At 68.5% G+C, this 20,877-nt stretch carries 17 protein-coding genes and 3 pseudogenes; 17 read left to right on the forward strand and 3 right to left on the reverse strand.

The window, feature by feature from the left end; translation table 11 throughout:
* Positions 1 to 2: 2 nt before the first annotated feature.
* From ACFU8W_RS43945 to ACFU8W_RS43995, 11 genes are all read left to right on the forward strand, one after another.
* The gene (locus tag ACFU8W_RS43945; RefSeq protein ID WP_384050361.1) at positions 3 to 206 is read left to right on the forward strand and encodes a hypothetical protein; all 204 of its coding nucleotides are present in this window, start codon (positions 3 to 5) and stop codon (positions 204 to 206) included.
* 239 nt (positions 207 to 445) lie between these two features.
* A complete protein-coding gene (locus ACFU8W_RS43950) occupies positions 446 to 814 on the forward strand; it encodes a hypothetical protein (RefSeq protein ID WP_384050412.1) in 369 nt (122 codons plus the stop codon).
* A 446-nt stretch (positions 815 to 1,260) separates the two neighbouring features.
* Complete coding sequence (locus ACFU8W_RS43955) at positions 1,261 to 3,621, forward strand: beta-N-acetylglucosaminidase domain-containing protein (RefSeq protein ID WP_384050363.1); 2,361 nt, start codon at positions 1,261 to 1,263, stop codon at positions 3,619 to 3,621.
* Between the two features lie 312 nt (positions 3,622 to 3,933).
* Positions 3,934 to 6,516: a SpoIIE family protein phosphatase gene (locus tag ACFU8W_RS43960; RefSeq protein ID WP_384050366.1), complete on the forward strand. Its 2,583-nt coding sequence runs from the start codon at positions 3,934 to 3,936 to the stop codon at positions 6,514 to 6,516.
* A gap of 25 nt (positions 6,517 to 6,541) precedes the next feature.
* Positions 6,542 to 7,633, forward strand: a complete 1,092-nt coding sequence (locus ACFU8W_RS43965) for a substrate-binding domain-containing protein (protein ID WP_384050403.1) — start codon at positions 6,542 to 6,544, stop codon at positions 7,631 to 7,633.
* A gap of 32 nt (positions 7,634 to 7,665) precedes the next feature.
* Positions 7,666 to 8,451, forward strand: a complete 786-nt coding sequence (locus tag ACFU8W_RS43970; RefSeq protein ID WP_384050369.1) for an ATP-binding cassette domain-containing protein — start codon at positions 7,666 to 7,668, stop codon at positions 8,449 to 8,451.
* Positions 8,448 to 9,752 carry a sugar ABC transporter permease gene (locus ACFU8W_RS43975; RefSeq protein WP_384050371.1) on the forward strand — a complete coding sequence of 435 codons (1,305 nt, stop codon included), beginning with the start codon at positions 8,448 to 8,450 and terminating at the stop codon, positions 9,750 to 9,752. The genes ACFU8W_RS43970 and ACFU8W_RS43975 overlap by 4 nt, the downstream gene beginning before the upstream one ends.
* A 545-nt stretch (positions 9,753 to 10,297) precedes the next feature.
* Positions 10,298 to 10,750 (forward strand): TetR/AcrR family transcriptional regulator, encoded by a 453-nt coding sequence (locus ACFU8W_RS43980; RefSeq protein WP_384050374.1) that lies wholly within the window; start codon positions 10,298 to 10,300, stop codon positions 10,748 to 10,750.
* Between the two features lie 673 nt (positions 10,751 to 11,423).
* Entirely contained in the window at positions 11,424 to 11,693 is a 270-nt protein-coding gene (locus ACFU8W_RS43985) for a hypothetical protein (RefSeq protein WP_384050377.1), read from the forward strand.
* Between the two features lie 119 nt (positions 11,694 to 11,812).
* Complete coding sequence (gene kynU / locus ACFU8W_RS43990) at positions 11,813 to 13,078, forward strand: kynureninase (protein ID WP_384050380.1); 1,266 nt, start codon at positions 11,813 to 11,815, stop codon at positions 13,076 to 13,078.
* Positions 13,075 to 14,511, forward strand: a complete 1,437-nt coding sequence (locus ACFU8W_RS43995) for an amino acid permease (RefSeq protein WP_384050383.1) — start codon at positions 13,075 to 13,077, stop codon at positions 14,509 to 14,511. The genes kynU and ACFU8W_RS43995 overlap by 4 nt, the downstream gene beginning before the upstream one ends.
* A gap of 19 nt (positions 14,512 to 14,530) precedes the next feature.
* On the opposite strand, the gene ACFU8W_RS44000 is transcribed toward ACFU8W_RS43995, so the two are convergent.
* Positions 14,531 to 15,388, reverse strand: coding sequence for a PaaX family transcriptional regulator C-terminal domain-containing protein (locus tag ACFU8W_RS44000; protein WP_384050385.1), 858 nt, complete (start codon positions 15,386 to 15,388; stop codon positions 14,531 to 14,533).
* 27 nt (positions 15,389 to 15,415) lie between these two features.
* Between ACFU8W_RS44000 and ACFU8W_RS44005 the strand changes: the two genes are divergently transcribed.
* The 5 genes and pseudogenes from ACFU8W_RS44005 to ACFU8W_RS44025 all read left to right on the forward strand — a co-directional run.
* Positions 15,416 to 15,841 carry an MFS transporter gene (locus ACFU8W_RS44005; protein WP_384050388.1) on the forward strand — a complete coding sequence of 142 codons (426 nt, stop codon included), beginning with the start codon at positions 15,416 to 15,418 and terminating at the stop codon, positions 15,839 to 15,841.
* A gap of 126 nt (positions 15,842 to 15,967) precedes the next feature.
* The gene (locus ACFU8W_RS44010) at positions 15,968 to 16,600 is read left to right on the forward strand and encodes a hypothetical protein (RefSeq protein ID WP_384050391.1); all 633 of its coding nucleotides are present in this window, start codon (positions 15,968 to 15,970) and stop codon (positions 16,598 to 16,600) included.
* An 82-nt stretch (positions 16,601 to 16,682) separates the two neighbouring features.
* Positions 16,683 to 17,039, forward strand: a pseudogene (locus ACFU8W_RS44015) (MFS transporter); the annotation flags it as partial.
* Positions 17,031 to 17,648, forward strand: coding sequence for an RNA-guided endonuclease InsQ/TnpB family protein (locus ACFU8W_RS44020; protein ID WP_384050406.1), 618 nt, complete (start codon positions 17,031 to 17,033; stop codon positions 17,646 to 17,648). The pseudogene ACFU8W_RS44015 and the gene ACFU8W_RS44020, both read left to right, overlap by 9 nt.
* A gap of 105 nt (positions 17,649 to 17,753) precedes the next feature.
* Positions 17,754 to 18,245 (forward strand): annotated as a pseudogene (locus ACFU8W_RS44025) (MFS transporter); the annotation flags it as partial.
* Between the two features lie 304 nt (positions 18,246 to 18,549).
* Here ACFU8W_RS44025 and ACFU8W_RS44030 read toward each other — a convergent pair.
* Both ACFU8W_RS44030 and ACFU8W_RS44035 read right to left on the reverse strand, forming a co-directional pair.
* Positions 18,550 to 19,298: pseudogene (locus ACFU8W_RS44030) on the reverse strand (integrase); the annotation flags it as partial.
* Positions 19,299 to 19,422: 124 nt separating this feature from the next.
* Complete coding sequence (locus ACFU8W_RS44035; protein WP_384050394.1) at positions 19,423 to 20,622, reverse strand: RNA-guided endonuclease InsQ/TnpB family protein; 1,200 nt, start codon at positions 20,620 to 20,622, stop codon at positions 19,423 to 19,425.
* Between the two features lie 51 nt (positions 20,623 to 20,673).
* On the opposite strand from ACFU8W_RS44035, the gene ACFU8W_RS44040 reads away from it, so the two are divergent.
* Positions 20,674 to 20,877, forward strand: a 204-nt coding sequence (locus ACFU8W_RS44040) for a transposase (RefSeq protein ID WP_384050409.1), incomplete at its 3' end; no start/stop codon positions are given.

The following is a 20,877-nucleotide window of genomic DNA, read 5'->3' on the forward strand; positions in this document are numbered from 1 at the left end:
GCGTGAACCAGCGCAGCGCGGCTCCCACCGGCCGTGCGGGCGATGCCCACCTGTTGCGCAAGCTCAACCTCGCAGCCACGGTGCGGACCTTCCTCGACACCGCGTCGCTGACGGTCAGCGACGTGCGTAAGATCGTCGGCGTCTCCCGCCCCACCGCCGAGGAACTGGTGGCGACGCTGCTGGACCCGGATCCCGACCCCGCGTAACCCGCGAGTGGGCACCGAGGCTTTGAGATCACGAGGGATCCGCACCGGTCCTCGCGTCGCCCGCGCGACCGGCGCGGATTCCCCTCGAGTTCTCCCACGCCACCAAGCACGCCAGGGCATGGTCGGCCCCGTACCGCGCCGGCACGTCCGCTGGACCCGCTGTATGCCTCCTGGCTCAACCAGGAGGAGGGCACTGTCAAGTTGAGTGAGTGGTCTCCGGGCTGGGATGGTGGCCGGGTTTGTTGATCGTTCGGGAGGAGATGGTGGTGGAGGGCGTCGGGGACGGGCCGTCGTGCAAGGGGTTCCGGTTCCCGGCGGAGGTCATCTCCCACGCGGTGTGGCCGTACTACCGCTTCCCGCTCTCCTTCCGCGAAGTCGAGGAGCTGCTCCTGGCCCGCGGGATCACCGTCTCCCATGAGACGAGGCAGCGCGAACGCGCGATGAAGGGCTTCCGTACAGTCGGCAGAACTCAGAGGTTCCTGTCCGCGTTCAGCCAGGTCTCACCGCTCTTCCGGCCACGCCGCCACCGGATGACCGCCACCGGCTACCGCACGAGATGCGCCACCGCTTCGGAATCTGGAACGAGATCACCGGCACTACCGCCATGACCGCCGAGGCTTGAACCAGAGGCGGAAACCAGGCCCAGCACACCCCCGCACACCCTCAAGTAACCGCACACCAACAAGTTGACAATGTCGTACCGGCGTGTGCGGCGAGGACTGGTTCCAGACGGGCCGACAACCTTGCCTGGCTGTCCTCGTCGCCAACTACGAGGGCCAGGTGCTGCGGACGCAGCCTGGGCCCCGTGAACCCGACGACCAAACCGTCGACGGTGTCAGTGTGGCGGACCTTCGCCCAGCCGCGGCGCCCGCCCGGATACCCGGCCTCAGCCCTAGAAGACGGGCAATGGCCGCCCCGAATACGGTCGGCGCCCTTGACGGGCAATGGAGTTCCGCCACTATCCTTACGGGCAGAATATTGGTCTAGACCTCTTGGAGTCCTGATGGGAAGACGCGTTATCGCTCTGAGCGCATGTCTCGCACTTGCAAGTTCCATGGCCTTCGGTGCGCTGGCTCAGGGCCCCGTGGCCTTTGCCGCAACTTCGCAGCAGGACCCGCCCGCCACCGCCGAACCGCTGCCGCCTGTCTCCCCCACGCCCCAGTTGCTCACCCGCTCCGGCCGCGATGTCACCGTGACCGGCCGTGTGCTTCTCGTCGCCGACGACACCACGGACGCGGCAGCGCGTGACCGCCTCGTCCGCGAGCTCAGGAAGCACGGCGCCGACCGGGTCGACATCGTCACGCCCGGCAACGTCCCCAAGGCTGCCGCCGGCCTGCTCACCGTGCGGATCGGCCCGGCCGCCCGGCCGGACGTTGCCGAGGCGCTCGGCGACGTGGCCGCCCCGGACCACGCCGAGGGATACGCCCTGCGGGTCAACGCCAGTGAGCGGGGCGCGCAGATCGCCCTGGGCGGTCACGACGCCACCGGCCAGTTCTACGCCGTGCAGACGCTCCATCAGCTCTTCGTCCACGGCGACGACGGCTGGAAGATTGCCGGCGCGCAGGCCGTCGACTTCCCGTCGATGCCTCTGCGCGGCACGATCGAGGGCTTCTACGGCAAGCCCTGGACCCATGCCGAACGGCTCGACCAGATGGACTTCTACGGCGACGTCAAGGCCAACACCTATATCTATGCGCCGAAGGACGACCCCTACCACCGCGACAAGTGGCGCGACCCCTATCCCACCGACAAACTCGCCGAACTGGGCGAACTGGTGAACCGCGCCACCGCGAACCATGTCCGCTTCACGTTCGCCGTCTCACCCGGCGGCTCGATCTGCTACTCCGAACCCGACGACCGCAAGGCCCTCAAGGCCAAGCTCCAGGCCCTCTACGACCTGGGCACCCGGTCCTTCTCCATCCCTCTGGACGACATCAGTTACACCAAGTGGAACTGCGCGGCCGACCAGGCGGCGTACGGCCAACCGGGACGCACCGCAGCCGCGAAGGCGCAGGTGGATCTGCTCAACGACCTCCAGCGGAACTTCATCGCCACCCACGAGGACGCCCGCCCCCTCCAGATGGTGCCGACCGAGTACGGCGACCTGACCGACACCAGCTACAAGCAGACGATGCGGGCCACCCTCGACCCTGCGGTCGTGGTCATGTGGACCGGCACCGACGTCGTGCCGCCCGCGATTACCAACGACCAGGCCGACGGCGCATCCAAGCTCTTCGGCCGCAAGGTCTTCGTCTGGGACAACTATCCGGTCAACGACTACGGGAACACCAGCGGCCGACTGCTGCTCGCCCCCTACGACAAGCGCGAGGCGGGACTGTCCGAGCACCTCTCCGGCATCGTCGCCAACCCGATGAACCAGCCGTACGCCAGCAAGATCGCGGTCTTCGGCGCCGCGGACTTCACCTGGAACGACAAGGCGTACGACGCGAAGGCGAGCTGGGCGCGTGCCATGGCCTACCTCGCGGGCGGTGACCGCCGGGCCACCGACGCGCTGCTCGTCTTCGCCGACCTGGAACACCTGGCCCCGACCTTCGGCACCACCCCCTGGCAGTCCCAGGCACCCGAACTCGCCGGCCGGATAGCCGAGTTCTGGAAGGCATGGGACGCGGGCGACCGCACCAATTCTGTCAAGACGCTGCGCACCTACGCGAACGAAATCGAGGACGCCCCGGCAGCCATCCGCGCCGGATCGGTGGAGCAGGGCTTCGCCGCCGATGCCAAGCCCTGGCTGGACGCCACCCAGCTGTGGGGCATGTCGATGGTGAAGACACTGGACGCGCTCGCAGCCCGGCAGGCCGGTGACAAGGAGAAGGCCGAGGCGCTGCTCGCCGACTCCGAGGCTCTGCAGAAGCAGGCCCGGGCCGTACGGGTCGATCCTGCGCGCAACACATGGGGCAAGGTCCAGCCCAAGGTCGGCGACGGGGTACTCGACTCCTTCCTCATCCAGGCGGACATCCGGCTTCAGCTGTGGGATGCCGCGGGCGGCTCGGAGAACCTCGCGCTGAAGGGCACGGCGAGCGCATCCAGTGTCGAGCAGAACCTCGACCGGCTGTCGGCCCGGTACGTCAACGATGGTCAGCTCGGCACCCGTTGGGCATCCGGCTACAGCGACAACGAGTGGGTCCAGGTGAAGCTCGCCGCCCCCGCCGAGGTCGCAGCGGTAACCCTCGCCTGGGAGGGGGCCTGCGCGACGGAGTACCAGGTCCAGACCTCCCTGGACGGGACGAACTGGAGCGTGGCGGCCACCCAGCACCCCGACAGCTGCGGCAATGACGTGATCAAGATCAACTCCGGTAGTGCGGTGCAGTATGTCCGAATGCAGGGCGTTAAGCGGAAGACGACCTGGGGCTACTCGGTCTACGAGATGGGCATCTACGGCTCGCCCGCGGCGTGATCCGGCGGTAGCGGCCAAGGCGTAGTCAAGAGGCAGGAGGACGGTCCGCTCGCGGCGGACCGCCCTTGACCCACGGCGCAGCCTGGGAGGCGGCTTATGCCCCCTTCTTTCGGGGAACCCCTACGGGCTCGAGCAGCACCTGCAGCATGGGGCGGACACCCCCGTGCCCCCGACCTTCACCGCCGCGCATTGCACCAAGGGCGGCCACGAATCTCGAAAAACCCGCAGCGATCACTGCGGGCCTCCCGCATGCGTCGATGGTTTCCCTGCGTGGACGCACGTAACATGGAATGAATTGTTGGGATGGGCCAGATGGCGAGCGAAATCGGCACTGGGGTCGGGCCTTTGCCAAGGGCTGAGCCTGTGGGCACGACGCAGGATGCAGATCGGCGGTGCTCGGAGGCTGCCCGGAGTACGTCGACTACGTTGGAGCGTGGCCTGGCATTCACTGACACGGCGTTTGCCGCGGTGTACCTGCTGGACGCAGAGGGCGAGCTGCGGTCGGCCGCGGAGGTCAGCATGTCCGGCACCCGGTACGGGCTTGCGGAGCACTACACCCAGGCCGACCGGTCGCCTGTCTTCGATGTCTTCGTTACTGGCTGTCCGAAGTGGTTCGGACCTGGGCAACCGGTCCTGTGGGCCGAGGGCGATCCGGAGAGGCAGTCGGCCGACGTCTCCTTGGGTGTGCTGCCGCTCGGATCGGACGGTCGATGGCTGGGCTGTCTGGTGGTCGTGGACGAACGGGGCAGCGGCTTCGATCGCGTGCGGTGCGGCCTCCTGGAGTTGTATGCCCGGCAGCTCGCGGCGCGGCTCGAGGAGGCCGACGCGCGGGAGACCGGCACGGCCGCCGGCTCCGAGGGGCAGGGGCCGCTGCTGGACAGCTCGCTGGATCACCTGCGCGTCGGCTCGTTCGTCCTGGAGACGGACACCGGACGTGTCGACGCGGACCGACGAACCCTGGATCTGCTCGGCAGCGCCCTGGAGGACTTCGACGGAGAGGTGGAGGCGCTGCTGGCGCGTGTGGTCCCGGATGACCTGCCCGCGCTGATGTACGTCGTCGAGCCGGGCTGGGCATCCTCCCGTGACCGGGAGCTGGAGTTCCGTGTCCGCCAGTCCACCGGGGAGGTCTGCTGGTTGCGGCTGCGCTGCCGGGTCCTGGCCGACGCTGCCGGCCGGCCGGAGCGGGTCCTGGGGCTGGTTGCCGAGGCTTCGTGCCTGCGGTCCGGTACGGACCGGGTCTCCGTGGCACGGCGGCTGTCCGCCGAGCTGGGGGACGCGGTGACCGTCCTCGATGTCGGCCGGGCGGTGGCCGCCGTGCTGCACGACCCGCTGGGGGCCGATCGGGTGGCTCTCGTGGAGTCGGGGGCCGGTTGGCCCGCAGCCGCGCTCTTCGATCCGCCGGACTCCGAGGCCTGGCCAAAGTCCTGGAGCTCCGGCAGCCGTCCGCAGCAGCCCGCGGTGCCGACCGGCGCCCTGTCCGTGCTGGAGGCGGCACTGCGTGAGGACCGCATGCGCCTGTGGCCCGCAGGGGCCGCTCCAGGGCCCGACTTGGGGGATATGGGACCCGGCGGTCTGGCCGTCGTCCCGCTGTCGGCGGCGGGGGAGAGGGTCGGCTTCTGCCTGGCAGGGTGGGACGGACCGCACGAGTTCGGCATGGCGGAGCGTTTTCTGCTGACGGTGATCGCGGGCCTGGCAGGCCAGGCCCTGGTGGGCGCCCGTGCTCGGGAAGCGGAGCACGAACGGGCTGTGACCTTCCAGCGCAGCCTGCTACCCCACAGGCTTCCGACGCTTTCGGGCGCGGCGGTTGCCGCCCGCTACCTGCCCGCCGCGGCAGGGCCCTGGCCGGGCGGCGACTGGTACGACGTCCTCCCGCTCCCCGACAGCCGCGCGGCGCTGGTCATCGGCGACGTGCAGGGGCACGACGCCGAAGCTGCAGCGCTCATGGGACGGATCCGCACGGCGATCAGGGCATACGCCATGGAAGGGCACCCTCCTGACGTGGTGGTCTCCCATGCAAACCGTCTGCTCGTCGGCACGGAGAGTGACCTGCTCGCCACCTGCTGCTACGTCCTCCTGGACCTGGAGGAAGGCAGCGCCTGGATCGTCCGAGCCGGCCATGTGCCGCCGCTGCTGCGGGAACCGGAGGGCACCGTCCGGGAGGTCGAGGTTGAGGGCGGGCCCCCACTGGGTGTACTCGCGGATGCGGAGTTCCCCATGACACCGGTCGGACTGGTACCCGGTGCGGTTCTCGTTCTGCTGACCGACGGACTGGTCGGCCACACGGACACTCTCCGGGAGGACGGCGTGCACCGCGTGTGGACGGAACTCTCCGCCGTCGACCCGTCCGATGCCGGACAAGCCGCTGATCGGCTGCTCGGCGACCGGGTGGACAGCCGTGACGACGCGGCGCTGCTACTCCTGCGCTATGACGGCACCAAGGTGAAGCCCGCACGCGCCGGCTCGACGGTGTGGCGGCTTCCCGACGCCGTCATGCACGCACGCCGCTTCACCGCGCGCACGCTGCGTTCGTGGAACGTCACACAGGAGACGGACACGGCCCTCCTGGTGGTGTCGGAACTTATCACCAACGCCCTGGTGCACACCCAGGGCGAGGTGCGCTTCGATCTCACGCTCACGGCGGACAGTCTGCGCGTCGCTGTCAGCGACTCCTCGCCCCGCACGCCCGCCAAGCCGGCGATCGCGGACTGGGAGGCGACAGGCGGCCGCGGCATCCTCCTCGTCGAGGCGATGTCGGCGGCGTGGGGGTCGGTGCCAGTCGGCGGTGGCAAGCAGGTCTGGAGCGAGATCACCCTGCCGCCGCGTGAGCCTGTGCCGGGGCAGGCCGGTCCGGGTCGCCCGGGTTCCCGTTCGGCCGAGGAAGCACGGACGGGCTGACGGGACAAGGAAGGCGGTGTCCCCGATGCGAACCTGGGTGCGTGACGTCGCCGTCATGGCCGCCCTGCTGACGGTGACCTCATGCGAGTTCGCCGGTGGAGCCGGTGTCCCGTCCCGGTCCCCGCACCACGACGGTCTTCAGATCGGCCTGCTGTTGTCGAACAACCAGATCCCTCGTTGGGAGAAGTTCGACCGGCCCTTCTTCACGAAGAGGATCGGCGAGCTGTGCGGGGACTGCACGGTTCGGTACGCCAACGCTGGGGGCGACCTGGCCACCCAGGTGCAGCAGATCGACTCCATGATTTCCGACAGGGTCGACGTCCTCGTCATCGCCGCTGTCAACGGCACGGCGATCCGCTCCTCGGTCGAGAGGGCTGAACGCGAGGGCGTCCCGGTGGTCGCCTACGGCCGCCTCATCCAGGGCCCGATAGCTGGCTATGTCACCTCCGACATCACTCGGAGCGGCGAGATCCAGGCCCAAGCGCTCCTTCATGCCATGGCCGGCAAGGGCCACGGCGACCGGATCGTCATGCTGAACGGCGCCTACAGCGACCCATCCGCCGCCGCGTACAAGAAGGCCGCGCTTTCCGTCTTCCGGGACAGGGGGAAGATCACCAAGTCGTACGACGTCTTCGGCTGGAGGCCTGACATCGCAAACAGCGACATGTCTGGCGCCATCGCCAGCCTGGGCGCCGACAGGATCGACGGTGTCTACGCGGCCAACGATGGCATGGCCTCCGGTGCAATCGCCGCCCTCAAGGCCGCCAAAGTCCAGCCTCTGCCTCCTGTCGTCGGCCAGAACGCCGACCTCACGGCCGTGCAGAGCATCGTCAGGGGCGACCAGTACATGACCGTCTACAACACCAACAAGCCCTGGGCGGAAACCGCCGCCGCCATGGCCCTTGCCCTCGGCCGCGGCGCAGGGTTGGACGGCATCGCCCACCAGAAGGTCGACAGTCCTACGACCAAGGATATTCCGGCTGTCATCCTCAAGCCGGTACCGGTGACCGTCGGCAACATCAAGGACACCCTCGTCAAGGACGGCATGTACACGATCGCGCAGATCTGCACCCCGAAGCTCGCCTCTGCCTGCCAGAAGGCCGGACTCCTCCCTTAAGGGCCCAGTCCGCGTTCTCCGGCGACAAGGAAGTGGTTGCCGTGTTCTCCCAACCCCTACTGTCACTGCACGGCATTTCCAAACGCTTCGGCGCCGTTCAGGCGCTGGACAACATCGAGCTGGACATCCGCGCCGGCGAGGTCGTCGCCCTCGTGGGAAACACCGGCGCCGGGAAGTCAACCCTCGTGAAGGTGATAGCCGGCGTCGCCCCCGCCGATGAGGGAATCGTGAGGTGGGAGGGCCGAACCGTCCAGCTCAGGCGCCCGAACCACGCCCGCACCCTGGGCATCACGGCCGTCTACCAGGACCTCGCGCTGTGCGACCACCTCGACGTCGTCGAGAACCTCTACCTCGGCTGCGAAATCCGCAGGTTCGGACTGCTCGACGAGGTGGAGATGGATCGCCGCACGCGCGACCTGCTGGGCACTCTGTCCATCAGCCTCCCCGACCCACGTGTCCCCGCCGCCGCCCTGTCCCGGGCCCAGCGGCAGACCGTGGCGATCTGCCGTTCTCTCCTGAGCGAACCCAGGCTCCTCCTCCTCGACGAGCCCACCGTCGCTTTGAACTTCGAGCAGTCCACCCAGGTCCTCGACCTCGTGGAGCGGCTGCGCGACCGGGGCGTCGGCATCCTCCTCATCAGCCACAACATGGGTGACGTCAAGGCCGTCGCGGACCGGGTCGCCATCCTCCGCCTCGGTCGCAACAACGGGTTCTTCTACGTCAACGCTGTATCGCACGAGCAGATCATCTCTTCCGTCACCGGCGCCACGGACAACGCCGTGGCCCACCGCACAGAACTCTCGGAGGAGGAACTGTGATCGGAAGAGACGCGTTTGCCAGGATCCGGGCGGTCCGGGACGGAAACCCGATCACGGCGGACCGCGGCAACGCTCCCCCCGGGACCGCCGCAGGGCGGCAGCGGTCGGCATCCGCGCGGGGGATCACGGACCGGGTCGGCGTACTGTGGCACCGACTGGCCGGCGGCGAACCAAGATCGCTCCTTGCCGTGCTCCTCCTTGTCGTGATCTGGGTCGTCTCGGAGTTCCTGAAGGCCAACTTCCTCTCGCCGCGCAACCTCTCCATTCTCAGCCTGGACATCGTCGGCACGGGCATGTTGGCGGTCGGTCTTGTCTTCGTGCTTCTGCTCGGTCAGATCGACCTGTCACTGGGCGCGGTCAGCGGTCTGGCCGCGGCCCTGTTCGCTGTGTTGAGCGTCTACGAGGGTGTGCCCGAACCCGTCGCCGTAATCATCGCCCTGCTCTGCGGCGCGGCCGTCGGCTCCCTACACGGGTTTTTCATCGCCAAGGTCGGCGCACCCTCGTTCGCTATCACCCTTGCGGGCTTCCTGGCGTGGAGCGGCCTGGCGCTCGTTGTCCTGGGCCCAAACGGTACCGTCAACCTGGATGATCAGGGCCTGGTGGCCTCACTGACCAGCACCTACTTCAGCAACGTCGCCGCTGCCTACGGTCTGGCGGTGCTCAGCACGGCCCTGTTCCTCTTCGCGTCCTGCCATGACCGGCGGCGTCGCAGGGCCGCCGGGGTACCGTTCCGGTCCCTCAGCGAGATCGCATGGCGCGCGGGGGCACTTGCGGCGGCCGCGTTCGCCGCGGCCTGGGTCCTCAACCAGTTCCAGGGCCTGCCGCTTGCGCTTCTGATTTTCCTCGTGATCGTCGCAGGCCTGGACCGCGTCCTGCGCCGGACGTCCTACGGAAGGACAGTCCGGGCGCTGGGCAGCAACGCCGAGGCGGCCCGCCGCGCCGGCGTCAATGTGACCCGCACCAGGATCTCGGTGTTCGCGATCTCCGGAACGATGGCCGCGCTCGGCGGCCTGTTTCTGGCCTCGCGGATCACCTCAGTCAGCCAGACCTCGGGCTCCAGTGTCCTGCTGATCAATGCCATAGCTGCGGCCGTCATCGGTGGCACCAGTCTGTTCGGCGGGCGCGGAAGGCCATGGTCGGCGTTCCTGGGCGTGCTGGTTATCCAGTCGATCGCCTCCAGCATGGTTCTCGTGGGGATCCCGACGGCTGTCCAGTTCCTGGTCACCGGCGTGGTGCTGCTCGTGGTGCTGGTCGTGGACACGCTGTCGCGCCACTCGCAGAAGGAACACGGCAGGGCCTGACCGGAAGCCCGTCGACCGGGCTGCGCCTGGGCAGCCGAGTCGTCGTGTGGCGTCGAGCAGCCAATCGACACGAGCCACGTTCGAAAAGTGCGCCTGTGCCGTTCAGAAATGCGTCGCTGCAGGTCGTAGGGGGTCTGGTGGCGCTCAGGGTCGCGTGGGACGATGCCGTGGGGAGATCTTGACTGTTGCCGGAGCAGGCCCTGCTCCCCGTAGAGGTGGGTCGACGGGGCGAGAGTTCCTGAGGGTGCAGGCCGACGGCGTCATTGCCTGCGACTTCCTGCACATCGATCTGGTCGGTCTTCGCCGGGTCGGCGCGCTGGTCTTCCTCGGGCACGGCGCGCGCCGCCTGCACATCGCTGGTGTGACCGCGCATCCGACCGCGCACTGGACGGTCCAGCAAGCCCGCAGACTCGCCGTCGAGGCGGGCCTGCGCTTGGAGTCGCTGCGCTTCTTGGTCCGCGACCGGGACCGCAAGCGGGTGTGGGGGCGGGTGGTTCGATCACCAGGTCGCTGGATCGGCCAGCAGCAGCTCCACCCTGCGGGAATTGACCGCTCGTGGTCCCACGTCGACTCGGACAGGAAGAACTGGAGCCGCCCACTTCACCGGCATCGACGACCTGCTCCGCGAAGCCTTCACCCTCTTCGCCGACCACATCGTCATGGTCTTCGAACACCACCTGAACCGCGCCACCAATGCGGATCAAGCGCGCGAGGCCGTCACCGACCTCGTCCACGCCCTCTCCGAAGGTCCGCAGCGCGACCTCATCCTGACCCAGGAGCTCTACACGCTGGCCGCCCGGCGACCCGAGTACCGCGAGTTGACCCAGGCGTGGATGAGCCGCAGCCGACACCTACTGGAACGCCACTTCGACCCTGGCACGGCGCGCCAGCTCGACGCTCTCATCGAAGGGCTCACCCTCCACCGGGCCCTCGACACCGCACCGCACGACCGCCAACTTACGATTGAAGCGGTCCGGCGGATTAGCGGCACCGCCTAGAACGGCGGGCCACCAAGCAGCCTGTGGGGGCGCGAACCTGACGCCGCGCTCCCGCAGGCGTTTCCATCGACGCCCGCCGCACCAGGGTGCCCTCGAGGATCCGACTGTGCGTCCCGCACCTCTGGCGGGCAGAGGTGGGCACGGCTCACAGCTGCGTTCTGGCCGGATCATATGAAGTGGAATGCTCTATATTGCCCCTTCCGTCCGGAAGAAACGCGGCGCCGGGGCGGCCCAATCAGTCCAGTGTGAAGGCTTCATAGGCCCCTGTGACGCAGGTACCGAACCGAGCCCGTTCTCCTCTCCATTTTCGACCGCCACATGGTCGAGGTCTGCCGGTTCGTTCGTGGATAGCACCAGGTGGCGCCATCGGCTACCAACCCGGCCCCCCGATCCCGCGCGAGGAGCTTCCCGTCGTGCTTGCCGCTGCCGAGGAGTGGGAGTACCCCGACGACTCCGAGTGGCTGGGCAGGCTGACCCTGGTACTCACTACCGGCCGGCCCGCTGAGTCCGGCCAGGTCGGCGCCCAGCAGGCTCCTTTCCTGGCGCGGGGCCGTGGTGCTACGGCCCGGCCTAACGCCAGCGCGACGTCCTTGCGTGCGCGTCCGGCCGCCAGATCAGCCTGGACGCCGCACTTGGCTCGCTGCGCAAACGTGCCACGGCGGTCAACCTCGCGGTGTGGGAGCAGTCGGCGCAGATCGCGCCCACCCCGCTGATGCTCTCCGAGACTGCCCTCACCTCCACGATCGGCTACGCCGGCTCGGACTTCCCTGCCGTGATCGCCGCCCTCCGCCGCGGCGGCCTCGACGCCGCCCCCTCCTCGACCGCCCGCATCCCGCTGGATCGGGCGGTCGAGGAGGGGTGCGAGGGGCAGGTGAAGGGTCTGGTCCATCCCTGCTGGCGCCCAGCGGCCGTCCGGCCGGGAAAACAGAGTCTTGCAACTTAGTGACGGTCGTCCAATAATCGACTGGACGTCGCGGTCCGTCGTGCTTGTCGACCGCGCTGTGCGTCTATCGTCGTGCGCCCCTCGGGTCGCCGGACGAACCCTCCCTGAAAGGCCCCACCGTGACCGATCCCGTGACCTCTTCCGTACGTCCCCAGGACGACTGGGCGCGACGTGCGCAGGAGCTGGACGCCGCAGACCCGCTGCGCGCCTTCCGTGACCGCTTCCTCACCCCGGGCGAGAGCGATGTGATCGCCTACCTCGACGGCAACTCGCTGGGCCGGCCGCTCGCCGCCACCGCCGAACGGATGGGGCGCTTCGTCTCCGAGGAGTGGGCGGGCCGCCTGATCCGGGGCTGGACCGACGGCTGGCTGGACTGGCCGCAGTCCGTGGGTGACCGGGTTGCCGCCGCGGCCCTGGGGGCTGCCGCAGGTCAGACGGTCGTCGCAGATTCGACGACCGTCATGCTGTACAAACTGGCGCGCGCGGCGCTCGACCTCACGCCCGGCCGCCACGAGATCGTGCTCGACACGGACAACTTCCCCACCGACCGCTACGTCCTCGAAGGCATCGTCGCCGAGCGAGGACTGCGGCTGCGCTGGATCGAGGCCGACCCGGCGGCGGGCGTCACGGACGAGCAGGTCGCCGCCGTGGTCGGCCCGGACACCGCGCTGGTCGTGCTCAGCCACGTCGCGTACCGCTCCGGCCACCTGGCCGACGGCGCCGCGATCACCCGGACCGTCCACGCGGCGGGCGCCCCGATCCTGTGGGACCTGTGCCACTCCGCCGGCTCCATCCCGGTCCAACTCGATGCATGGGAGGCCGACTTCGCCGTCGGCTGCACGTACAAGTACCTCAACGGCGGCCCCGGTGCCCCCGCCTTCGGATACATCGCCCGACGGCACCAGGACAGCACGCAGCAGCCCGTCTGGGGCTGGATGGGGCGCAAGGACGCCTTCGAGATGGAGCAGGGCTACGTTCCCGCGCCGGGCGTGCGCTCCGCGCTGAGCGGAACCCCGCCGATCCTCGCGATGGTGCCTCTGCTGTCCAGCCTGGACATGCTGGAGGAGGCGGGCATCGAGGCGGTGCGCGCCAAATCCGTCCAACTGACCGAGTTCGCCCTGAAGTTGGCCGACGCCTGGCTCACCGAGCACGGCGTCCGCGTTGCATCGCCGCTCGACGCCGAGCAGCGCGGCAGCCACGTCACCCTGTGCCGGGCCGACTTCCGCGAGCTGACCGACGAGCTGTGGAAGCGCGGCGTCGTCCCGGACTTCCGCGCACCAGACGGCATCCGGATCGGGCTCGCCCCTCTGAGCACCTCGTTCGACGAGGTGTACCGCGGCATGGCCGTCCTCGCGGAGCTGGTGCGTGCCGGGGGCGTCCGATGACGGCGCACACCGGGTCCACCGCCCGGAGCACCACGGCAGCCTCGACCGGTTCTGCAGAGCCGGAGCTCAAGCGGAGCCTCACCCACCGTCAGATCACGATGATCGGTCTCGGCTCCGCGCTCGGCACCGGCCTGTTCCTCGGCTCAGGCTCGGCCATCGCTACCGCCGGACCCGCCGTCATCGTGTCGTACGCGCTCGGTGCGACCCTCGTCGGCATCATCGGCATGGTCCTCGGCGAGCTGACGATCGCCCACCCCGAGCGCGGCTCCTTCGGCTCCGTGGCCCGGCGCTACCTCGGGCCGTGGGCGGGCTTCCTCGTCCGCTGGCTCTACTGGCTCGGCGCCGTGGTCGCGGTCGGCGGAGAGGTCGTGGCCGCCGCCCTGTACCTGCAGTTCTGGTGGCCGCAGCTCCCGACGACCGTCGGCATCGTCGTGGTGGCCGGCATCGTGCTCGGCGTGAACCTCGTGAGCGTGAAGTCGTTCGGCGTCGCCGAGTTCTGGTTCTCCACCATCAAGGTGACCGCGCTGCTGGTGTTCATCGTGTGTGGTGTCCTCCTCGTCTTCTTCGGCCTGCCGGGCACGCCCGCCGCCGGGCTCGGGAACGTGACCGGTGACGGCGGGTTCTTCCCCGAGGGCTCGGGCGCGGTGTGGGTGGCCATGGCCGTGGTGATGTTCGCCTTCGCCGGGTTCGAGACCACGTTCATCTCGGCGGCCGAGACCTCCGACCCGGGCCGGTCCATCCGCACGGCCATGCGCTCCCTGGTGTGGCGCCTCGGCCTCTTCTACGTCGTGTCGATCTCGCTCGTGATCGCGCTGATCCCCTGGAGGGACAGCGCCACCGCCGACGGCAGCGTGCAGGCCAGCCCCTTTGTCCAGGTCTTCGCGGACATCGGGGTCCCCGCCGCGGCCTCGCTCACCAACGCTGTCGTCCTGGTGGCCGCGGTCTCGGCGGCCAACGCCAACCTCTACGGGGCCAGCCGCCTGCTGCACTCCCTGGGGCACGAGCGCCTCGCACCGAAGGCGCTCGGCAAGCTCAACGGGCGGGGCGTGCCGGTCAACGCGCTGCTCGGCTCGGCCTGCGGCATCGCGGTCGCCGCCGGCCTTGCTGCGTACGGGGTAGACAACGTCTTCGACGCCCTGGTATCCATCGCGATCTTCGCGATCCTCCTGGTGTGGCTGCTGATCCTCGCCTCGTACCTGCGCTTCCGGCGCGGACAGGACCAGGCCGCTGTGCCGGAGCGCGGGGGCAGGACTCCGGGCGGGCGGATCACCGCCTGGGTCGGCATCGCCGGCGTCCTCGCGGTCGTGGCCACGGCCGCCGTCGTACCGCCGATGCTCGACGCGGCGCTCGTCGGCGGCGGCTTCACGCTGCTGCTGTCCGCCGTGTACCTGCTCAGCATCCGGCGGCGCGCCGCCGGGACACCGCGCGCTTGAGCCGAGGAAGCCACCCGGGTCAGCGGGACCGGACCCGCGCCACATGGCGCCGGGCCGGTCCCGCGAGCCGTGCGTGCAGCTCGTCGAAGACCTCGGAAGCCTCGGTCCCGCTCCACTTCGCCGGCAGCAACTCCCGGGCGACGCCCGGGTCGAGATACACCAGGCGGCGCCAGTCGGTGAGCACCCGCACATGAGCCACGAAGGCCTCCACGTCGGACAGCGTCTCGCCCCGCTCCAGGCGCTCGACCACGGGGCGGTGGGTGGCCAGGAACCGGACGTACAGCGCCTGCAGGCTCTCGGTGTCCCACCAGGTTCGCACCTTGGCTGCGAGGTCGGGGGCCACCGAGAGATAGTCGGACCGGAAGATGTCCGTGTACGAACGCAGTTGGAGCCGGGCCAGCATCGCCTCGACCTCGTCGTGCACATGCCCGGGCGCGATCCACACCCCGGAGGACACCGCCCCGAAGCCGAGCCGGGTCAACTCGGTGCGCAGGATGTGCCGTTTGGCCCGCTCCGACTCCGGGACCGAGAAGACGACGAGGACCCAGCCCTCGTCGAGCGTGGCGCGACGGGCCTGGAAGATGCGCTCCCGACCGTTGCGCAGCATCGCCTCCGCGCCCTCCGAGAGGTGGTAACCGGCGGCCCGTCCACGGGACGTGGACTCCAGCATGCCCGCGCGCTTGAGACGCGAGACGGCCGAGCGCACGGCCGCCTCGTCGATCCCCAGGTCGGCAAGGAGGTGGACGAGGGAGGCCACGGACATCCAGTTGCCGCCGGCCCCTCCGTACAGACCGTAGATCGTCACGATCGACTGCCTCGGCGGCACATGTCCCGCCGGTCCCCAGTCCTCGGTCTCGCTGTCCCTCGTCCTCGCCACGTTTCCCATCCTAGATCACCGTTTCACATGCTGGACGACCGTCAGAGCGGCGGCATCCAGTGGCTCGGAGCGGCAGCTCCCGACCGCGTCTTTCGTTGTCTGGGTGGCAGCGCGCATCCGGGGCGGCTCCTTCGGGCTCACAGCGACTCTGCCGGGCTGGACCGAGCGGTTCTCCCAGGCATCGTCACGAGGATCATCGCTGGGCCGATATCGGACCGTATGGGCCGGTGCAAACCAATTGTCCTGGTCGCTGGCCTGGTCATGGCCGCGTCGCTGGTGATCCTGTGGGTGCTGCCGACGGCTTCGGGCACGATCCTGATGGCCGCATTCCTCGGGATCGGGATTGGCGCATATCAGTCAGTCGACCAGGCGTTGATGACCGAAGTCCTGCCTTCAAAGGAGACTTTCGGGAAGGACCTGGGCATCCTCAACATCGGAGTGATGCTGCCGTGACATCACGCTGTCGCGCGCTGTACCGGTCGTACTCCTTGCTGCGCATCGACGCCAGAAGCACCACCTGCCGTTCCGGGACGGCGAGCATGGCCTTGACCATCTGCAGGGTGATGCCGCCCGCATGAATTGGTCGAACTCGTCGAACCACACCACACAGCGCCGCAACGCACACACAGCGGAGGAAAACGCCTGCAGGTCCTCCGACGGCCGCGCCTGCAGCAGCCAGAAATCGGGGACAGCCGCGCGCATGGCCTCGTAGGCCAAGCCGGACTTGCCGGCTGTCGAATCACCCACGATCAGTACGAAGCACGATCCGCCGGCCCTGCTCCCCGTAGAGGTGGGTCGACGGGGCAAGAGTTCCTGAGGGCGCAGGCCGACGGCGTCATTGCCTGCGACTTCCTGCACATCGATCTGGTCGGTCTTCGCCGGGTCTGCGCGCTGGTCTTCCTCGGGCACGACACGCGCCACCTGCACATCGCTGGTGTGACCGCGCATCCGACCGCGCACTGGACCGTCCAGCAAGCCCGCAGCCTCGCCGTCGACCTGGGCCTGCGCTTGGAGTCGCTGCGCTTCCTGGTCCGCGACCGGGACCGCAAGTACACCGAGTCCTTCGACGCGGTCTTCGCGTCCGAGGACATCGAGACCCTGAAGACGGCGCCGCGGCAGAACCGGAATCGGCATGTCTTTGATCTGCGCCCATACTCCCGACCGCTGTGCCGGCCCGGCAATGCGGCTCTTCGTACTCGTCCAACTGACTGATCTGATGCAGCGCTGACCATGTGCCTGCCAGCAGCTGTCCGAGGCTCCGCTTATGACAGTCGCTGCAGATACCTCCGATGGGATGCCAGCCACAAGGATTGTTCTCATCACATTGGCGGCGGGTCAGTTCCTGATGGCTCTCGACAGCTCGGTCATGAACGTCTCCATCGCCAATGTCGCCGCCGACGTGGGGACGACGGTGACCGGTATCCAGGGTGCGATCACGGCCTACACGCTCGTGATGGCGATGTTCATGATCTGCGGCGGAAAGGTGGGTGCGCTCGTCGGCCGTAAGCGCGCCTTCATGGCCGGCTGCGTCGTCTATGGCTGCGGGTCCCTCACCACCGCGCTCGCTCCGAACCTCACCGTACTCATGGTTGGATGGTCGTTCCTTGAGGGAATCGGGGCGGCGCTGATCCTGCCGGCGATTGTGTCGCTCCGGTTCGAGCCGGCGGACTGGATCGGGGTGGACCGGGGCATCGTGAACCTCGCGACCACATCGGACGGTGACAACTACCAGGGCCGGCGCCTTGGCCGGTACCGGCGCAGGCATGCGGCCAAGCGCGCCGAACTGCAGGCGAAGCAGAGCCGTTCGGCAACCCGCCGGGCCAAGCGCCGGGCAAAGAAGGAAGCCCGGCACGCCGCGCACATCAACCACAGGATCAGCAAGGAGATTGTGGCCGTCGCACAACGCACCGGACGCGGGATCGCCCTCGAAAAACTGAGCGGCATCCGTGACCGGGTACGGCCTCCCCGCGACCAGCGGGCCACGCTCTCCTCCTGGCCGTTCCACCAGCTCGAAGAACACCTGCGGTACAAGGCCCGGCGGGCCGGGGTACCGGTGATCGCGGTGGACGCCCGCTACACCTCGCAGATGTGTCCGCGTTGTGGACACACAGCGAGGCACAACCGTCCCACCCGGGACGCCTTCTCCTGTCGTCGGTGCGGGCTCGCCGGTCCCGCCGATCACGTCGCCGGGGTCAACGTGCGCAACTGCGCACGCTCGGCGTGGGTTCTCGTCAACGGACCCGTACCACAACGGACTTAACACCTCCTCCACTGGTAGATGCGACCCGTGACCGCCCTGTCGTAGGGGGCAGTCGGGAGCGCGACAAGGTGTAGACGACCGAGCCAACAAGCTCGGTCGTTTACGGCCGAGAAGTTGACTATTCCCCTCCTGTTCATCGGATACGGGATGGGGGCGCTGGCGTCGCAGCTCGGGTCGGTCACCGTGTCGGCGGTGTCCGACGAACAGAGCGCCGACGTGGGTGGCGTCCAGAACACCGTCACCAATCTCGGCGCATCGATCGGCACCGCGCTGACCGGGTCGATTCTCATCGCCGCCCTGACGTCTTCGTTTCTCGCCAACATCGAACGGAGCCCAGCGATCCCGGCTGAAATCAAGGCACGGGCGAACGTCGAACTCTCAGGTGGCGTACCGTTTCTGTCGGACGCCCAGCTCAAGAGGCAACTCGACGAGGCGGGTGCACATACGGATGCGGCCCAGGCCGCTCTCGACGCCAACACCAACGCGAGGGTCGACGCTCTGCGCGCTGCTCTCGCCATCCTTGCTCTGGCCGGGCTGTTCGCTTTGTGCTTCACTCATCGCATCCCCGCGACCCAACCCGGCAGTCGTCGGACGTAAGGGCGCGCAGAGAATCAACGTGTTGCTTCCCGCTCTGTGGCTCGTTGATGTGGTATGCGCATCTCCGAGTCGATCCGTGGCCAACTCTGCGGGTGCCGATAAATCATCCGTGCAGGTGGCAGCCTTGAGCGAGGATGTGGCGCTTGCGCCCGTCGCGCATCTTGCTGCCGTCGTATCCGCGGGGCAGACCAGCGGCCGCCTCCAGCGGCAGAGACTTCACCAGACAAGGCATGGCAGACTGACGGCTCATCGAAGCTCCGTTGGGCGCAAGCGACTTGGGAAGGTCACTCGCTCCAACGGAGGTGCCGTCCCGGTCCCGGATGAGCTCACGCACCCGGAACCCGGCGTCCTCCAGGTCCATGACGAGATTCCTCGCGGCCTGGGCCACCCAGGACGCGTTCGGATGTGCGGTGGCGCCCAGGACATGGATCGGGCGGTTGGCATGCTCGATCACCGCGAACACGTACAACCGGGCCCCGGACAAGGTGACGGTCTCGAAGAAGTCGCAGGCCGGCAGGGCGCCGGCCTGGGAGTGCAGGAAGTCGGCCCAGGCATTGGAAGCTTGTTGGGGTGCCGGTTCGATCCCGGCCTCCTTCACGATCTCCCATACCGTGGACGCTGCCACCTTCACCCCGAGCACGAGCAGTTCGCCATGCACCCTCCGGTAGCCACAGTTGGGATCCTCCCTGGCCAGGCGTAGGACCAGCACGCGGATCGAGCGCACGTGCGCGGTCGGCCGCCGCGCTTGGGCCGGGAGCGGGCGGCGTGCCGGCGGGCTATCAGGTCGCGGTGCCGGCGCAGGACCGTGTCCGGCCGGACCAGCGGTCGCATCCGGCGCAGCACCTCGCGGGGCACGCCGTGGAGCAGCGACGCCAGGAACGCCCGGTCGCCGACGTCGAACCGGAACTGCTGCTCGTCCAGATGCCGCTCCAGGACGGCAATCTGATGATGCAGGGCCAGGATCTCGAAATCCTTCTCCCGGTCGCTCATCGGCAGCAGTCGCAGCATCGCGAAGGCGTTCGTCATGCCCAGGTACGCCAGTCTCAACGGCACGGCCGATCAGCGTGCCGCCTCCACCGTCCCCCGAGCGAGAGCGCCGATGCGGTGACCGCGGTCGGCACCGAAACCCACTCCCACTTGCGTGACTCCTCCACCCCGTGGACGGGGTGGCTTCTCGCTATGCCGGTTGGGCTTCGCGACGGACCAGCCTGGCCCGTAGGACGTTGAGAGCACCGACGGTGTCCGCGTGCGCGCTGTGGCCGCACGAGACGCAGTGGAACTTCTCCTGTGTGGGCCGGTTCTCCTTGGCGGTGTGCCCGCATTCGGGGCATCTCCGGGAGGTGTTGCGGGGGTCCACGGCGATGACTTCCCGCCCGGCGCTCTCAGCCTTTGCGTTCAGGATCGCGAGGAACACCCCCCATCCGGCATCCGATATCGAGCGGTTCAGCCCGGCCTTGGCCGCCGCCCCGTTGGGCAGGAAGCTGCCCGGCTTGTCGGGGTCGGGCTTCGGTTCGGGGGCCCTGCTCATGTTGCGGATCTTGAGGTCTTCGTGCGCGATGACATCGTGCTCACGGACCAGGGCCAGCGCGGTCTTGTGGGCGTGGTCGAGCCGCTGGCACCGCACCTTGCGGTGCAGACATGCCACGGCCTCCACTGCCTTGCGGCGGCGCCTGCTTCCGCGCTTGCACCTGCCGAGTGCCTGCTGAGCTGCTTCGAGCTTCGCTGCGGCCCTTCGCCCGTGACGCGGGTTGGGCACGAACCCGCCGTTCGAGTCGGCGAGGAAGTTGGCAATGCCCAGGTCGATACCGACCACGCTGCCAGTCTTGGGCAGCGGCTCGGGCCGGGGCCGCTCGGCGGTCAGGATCACATACCAGCGCTTGCCCTCGCGCTTGACCGAGACGGTCTTGACCTGGCCGACCACGGGCCGGTGCTGGTGCACCTTGACGTGCCCGACACCCTGCAGACGAACGCGGACCACCGGGTCGTGCCCGGTGGCATCCCACCGGCAACCGTCGCCGTCCCTGGGGAAGTCGACCGTGTCGAACCGGCCAAGTCCACGAAAGCGCGGATACCCCGGCGTCCGGCCGGCCTTGACACGGCGGAAGAACGCCGCGAACGCCTTGTCCAGCCGGCGCAAGGTGGCCTGCTGCGACGAGAACGACCAGCGCCCCTGACGCTCCGGGTCGAACGCCCGGATCTCCTTGAGCTGCGCGGACTGCTGCCCGTATCGGACCGTCGTCTTCGAGGCGTGCCGGTAGGCGTCACGGCGCTCCTGCAATGCCCCGTTGTAGAGCGAGCAGTGATCACGCAGCATCTCGCCGAGCGCGATCTGCTGGCCCACGGTGGGCCGCATGAGGAACTTGTACGCATGAATCATCCGGCCCACCCCCTTCCAGCCTGGTTTCGACGATCGTACTGCGCTTGGCGTATACCACCACGCTGGGAACCAAACCCCGATATCCGCACCGGTCGTCACGTCACCTGCAGCCTCCACGCACACTTGCTGTTCGTCACCAGGTACCGGCGGGATGTCTTCAACGACGAGATGCTGACACGCTGCGAAGAGATCATGCGAAAAGTCTGCGAGGACTTCGAGGCAGACCTGATCGAGTTCAACGGCGAAGAAGACCAC

Source organism: Streptomyces sp. NPDC057565, assembly GCF_042801455.1.
Lineage (GTDB): Bacteria > Actinomycetota > Actinomycetes > Streptomycetales > Streptomycetaceae > Streptomyces > Streptomyces yanii.

What these genes read in the sequence shown, in the direction of transcription:
- ACFU8W_RS43955 (WP_384050363.1), top strand. Translation starts at nt 1,261, where the DNA reads ATGGCCTTCGGTGCGCTGGCTCAGGGCCCCGTGGCCTTTGCCGCAACT.
- ACFU8W_RS43960 (WP_384050366.1), top strand. Translation starts at nt 3,934, where the DNA reads ATGGCGAGCGAAATCGGCACTGGGGTCGGGCCTTTGCCAAGGGCTGAG.
- ACFU8W_RS43965 (WP_384050403.1), top strand. Translation starts at nt 6,542, where the DNA reads ATGCGAACCTGGGTGCGTGACGTCGCCGTCATGGCCGCCCTGCTGACG.
- ACFU8W_RS43995 (WP_384050383.1), top strand. Translation starts at nt 13,075, where the DNA reads ATGACGGCGCACACCGGGTCCACCGCCCGGAGCACCACGGCAGCCTCG.
- ACFU8W_RS44005 (WP_384050388.1), top strand. Translation starts at nt 15,416, where the DNA reads ATGCTGGACGACCGTCAGAGCGGCGGCATCCAGTGGCTCGGAGCGGCA.
- ACFU8W_RS44035 (WP_384050394.1), bottom strand. Translation starts at nt 20,622, where the DNA reads ATGATTCATGCGTACAAGTTCCTCATGCGGCCCACCGTGGGCCAGCAG.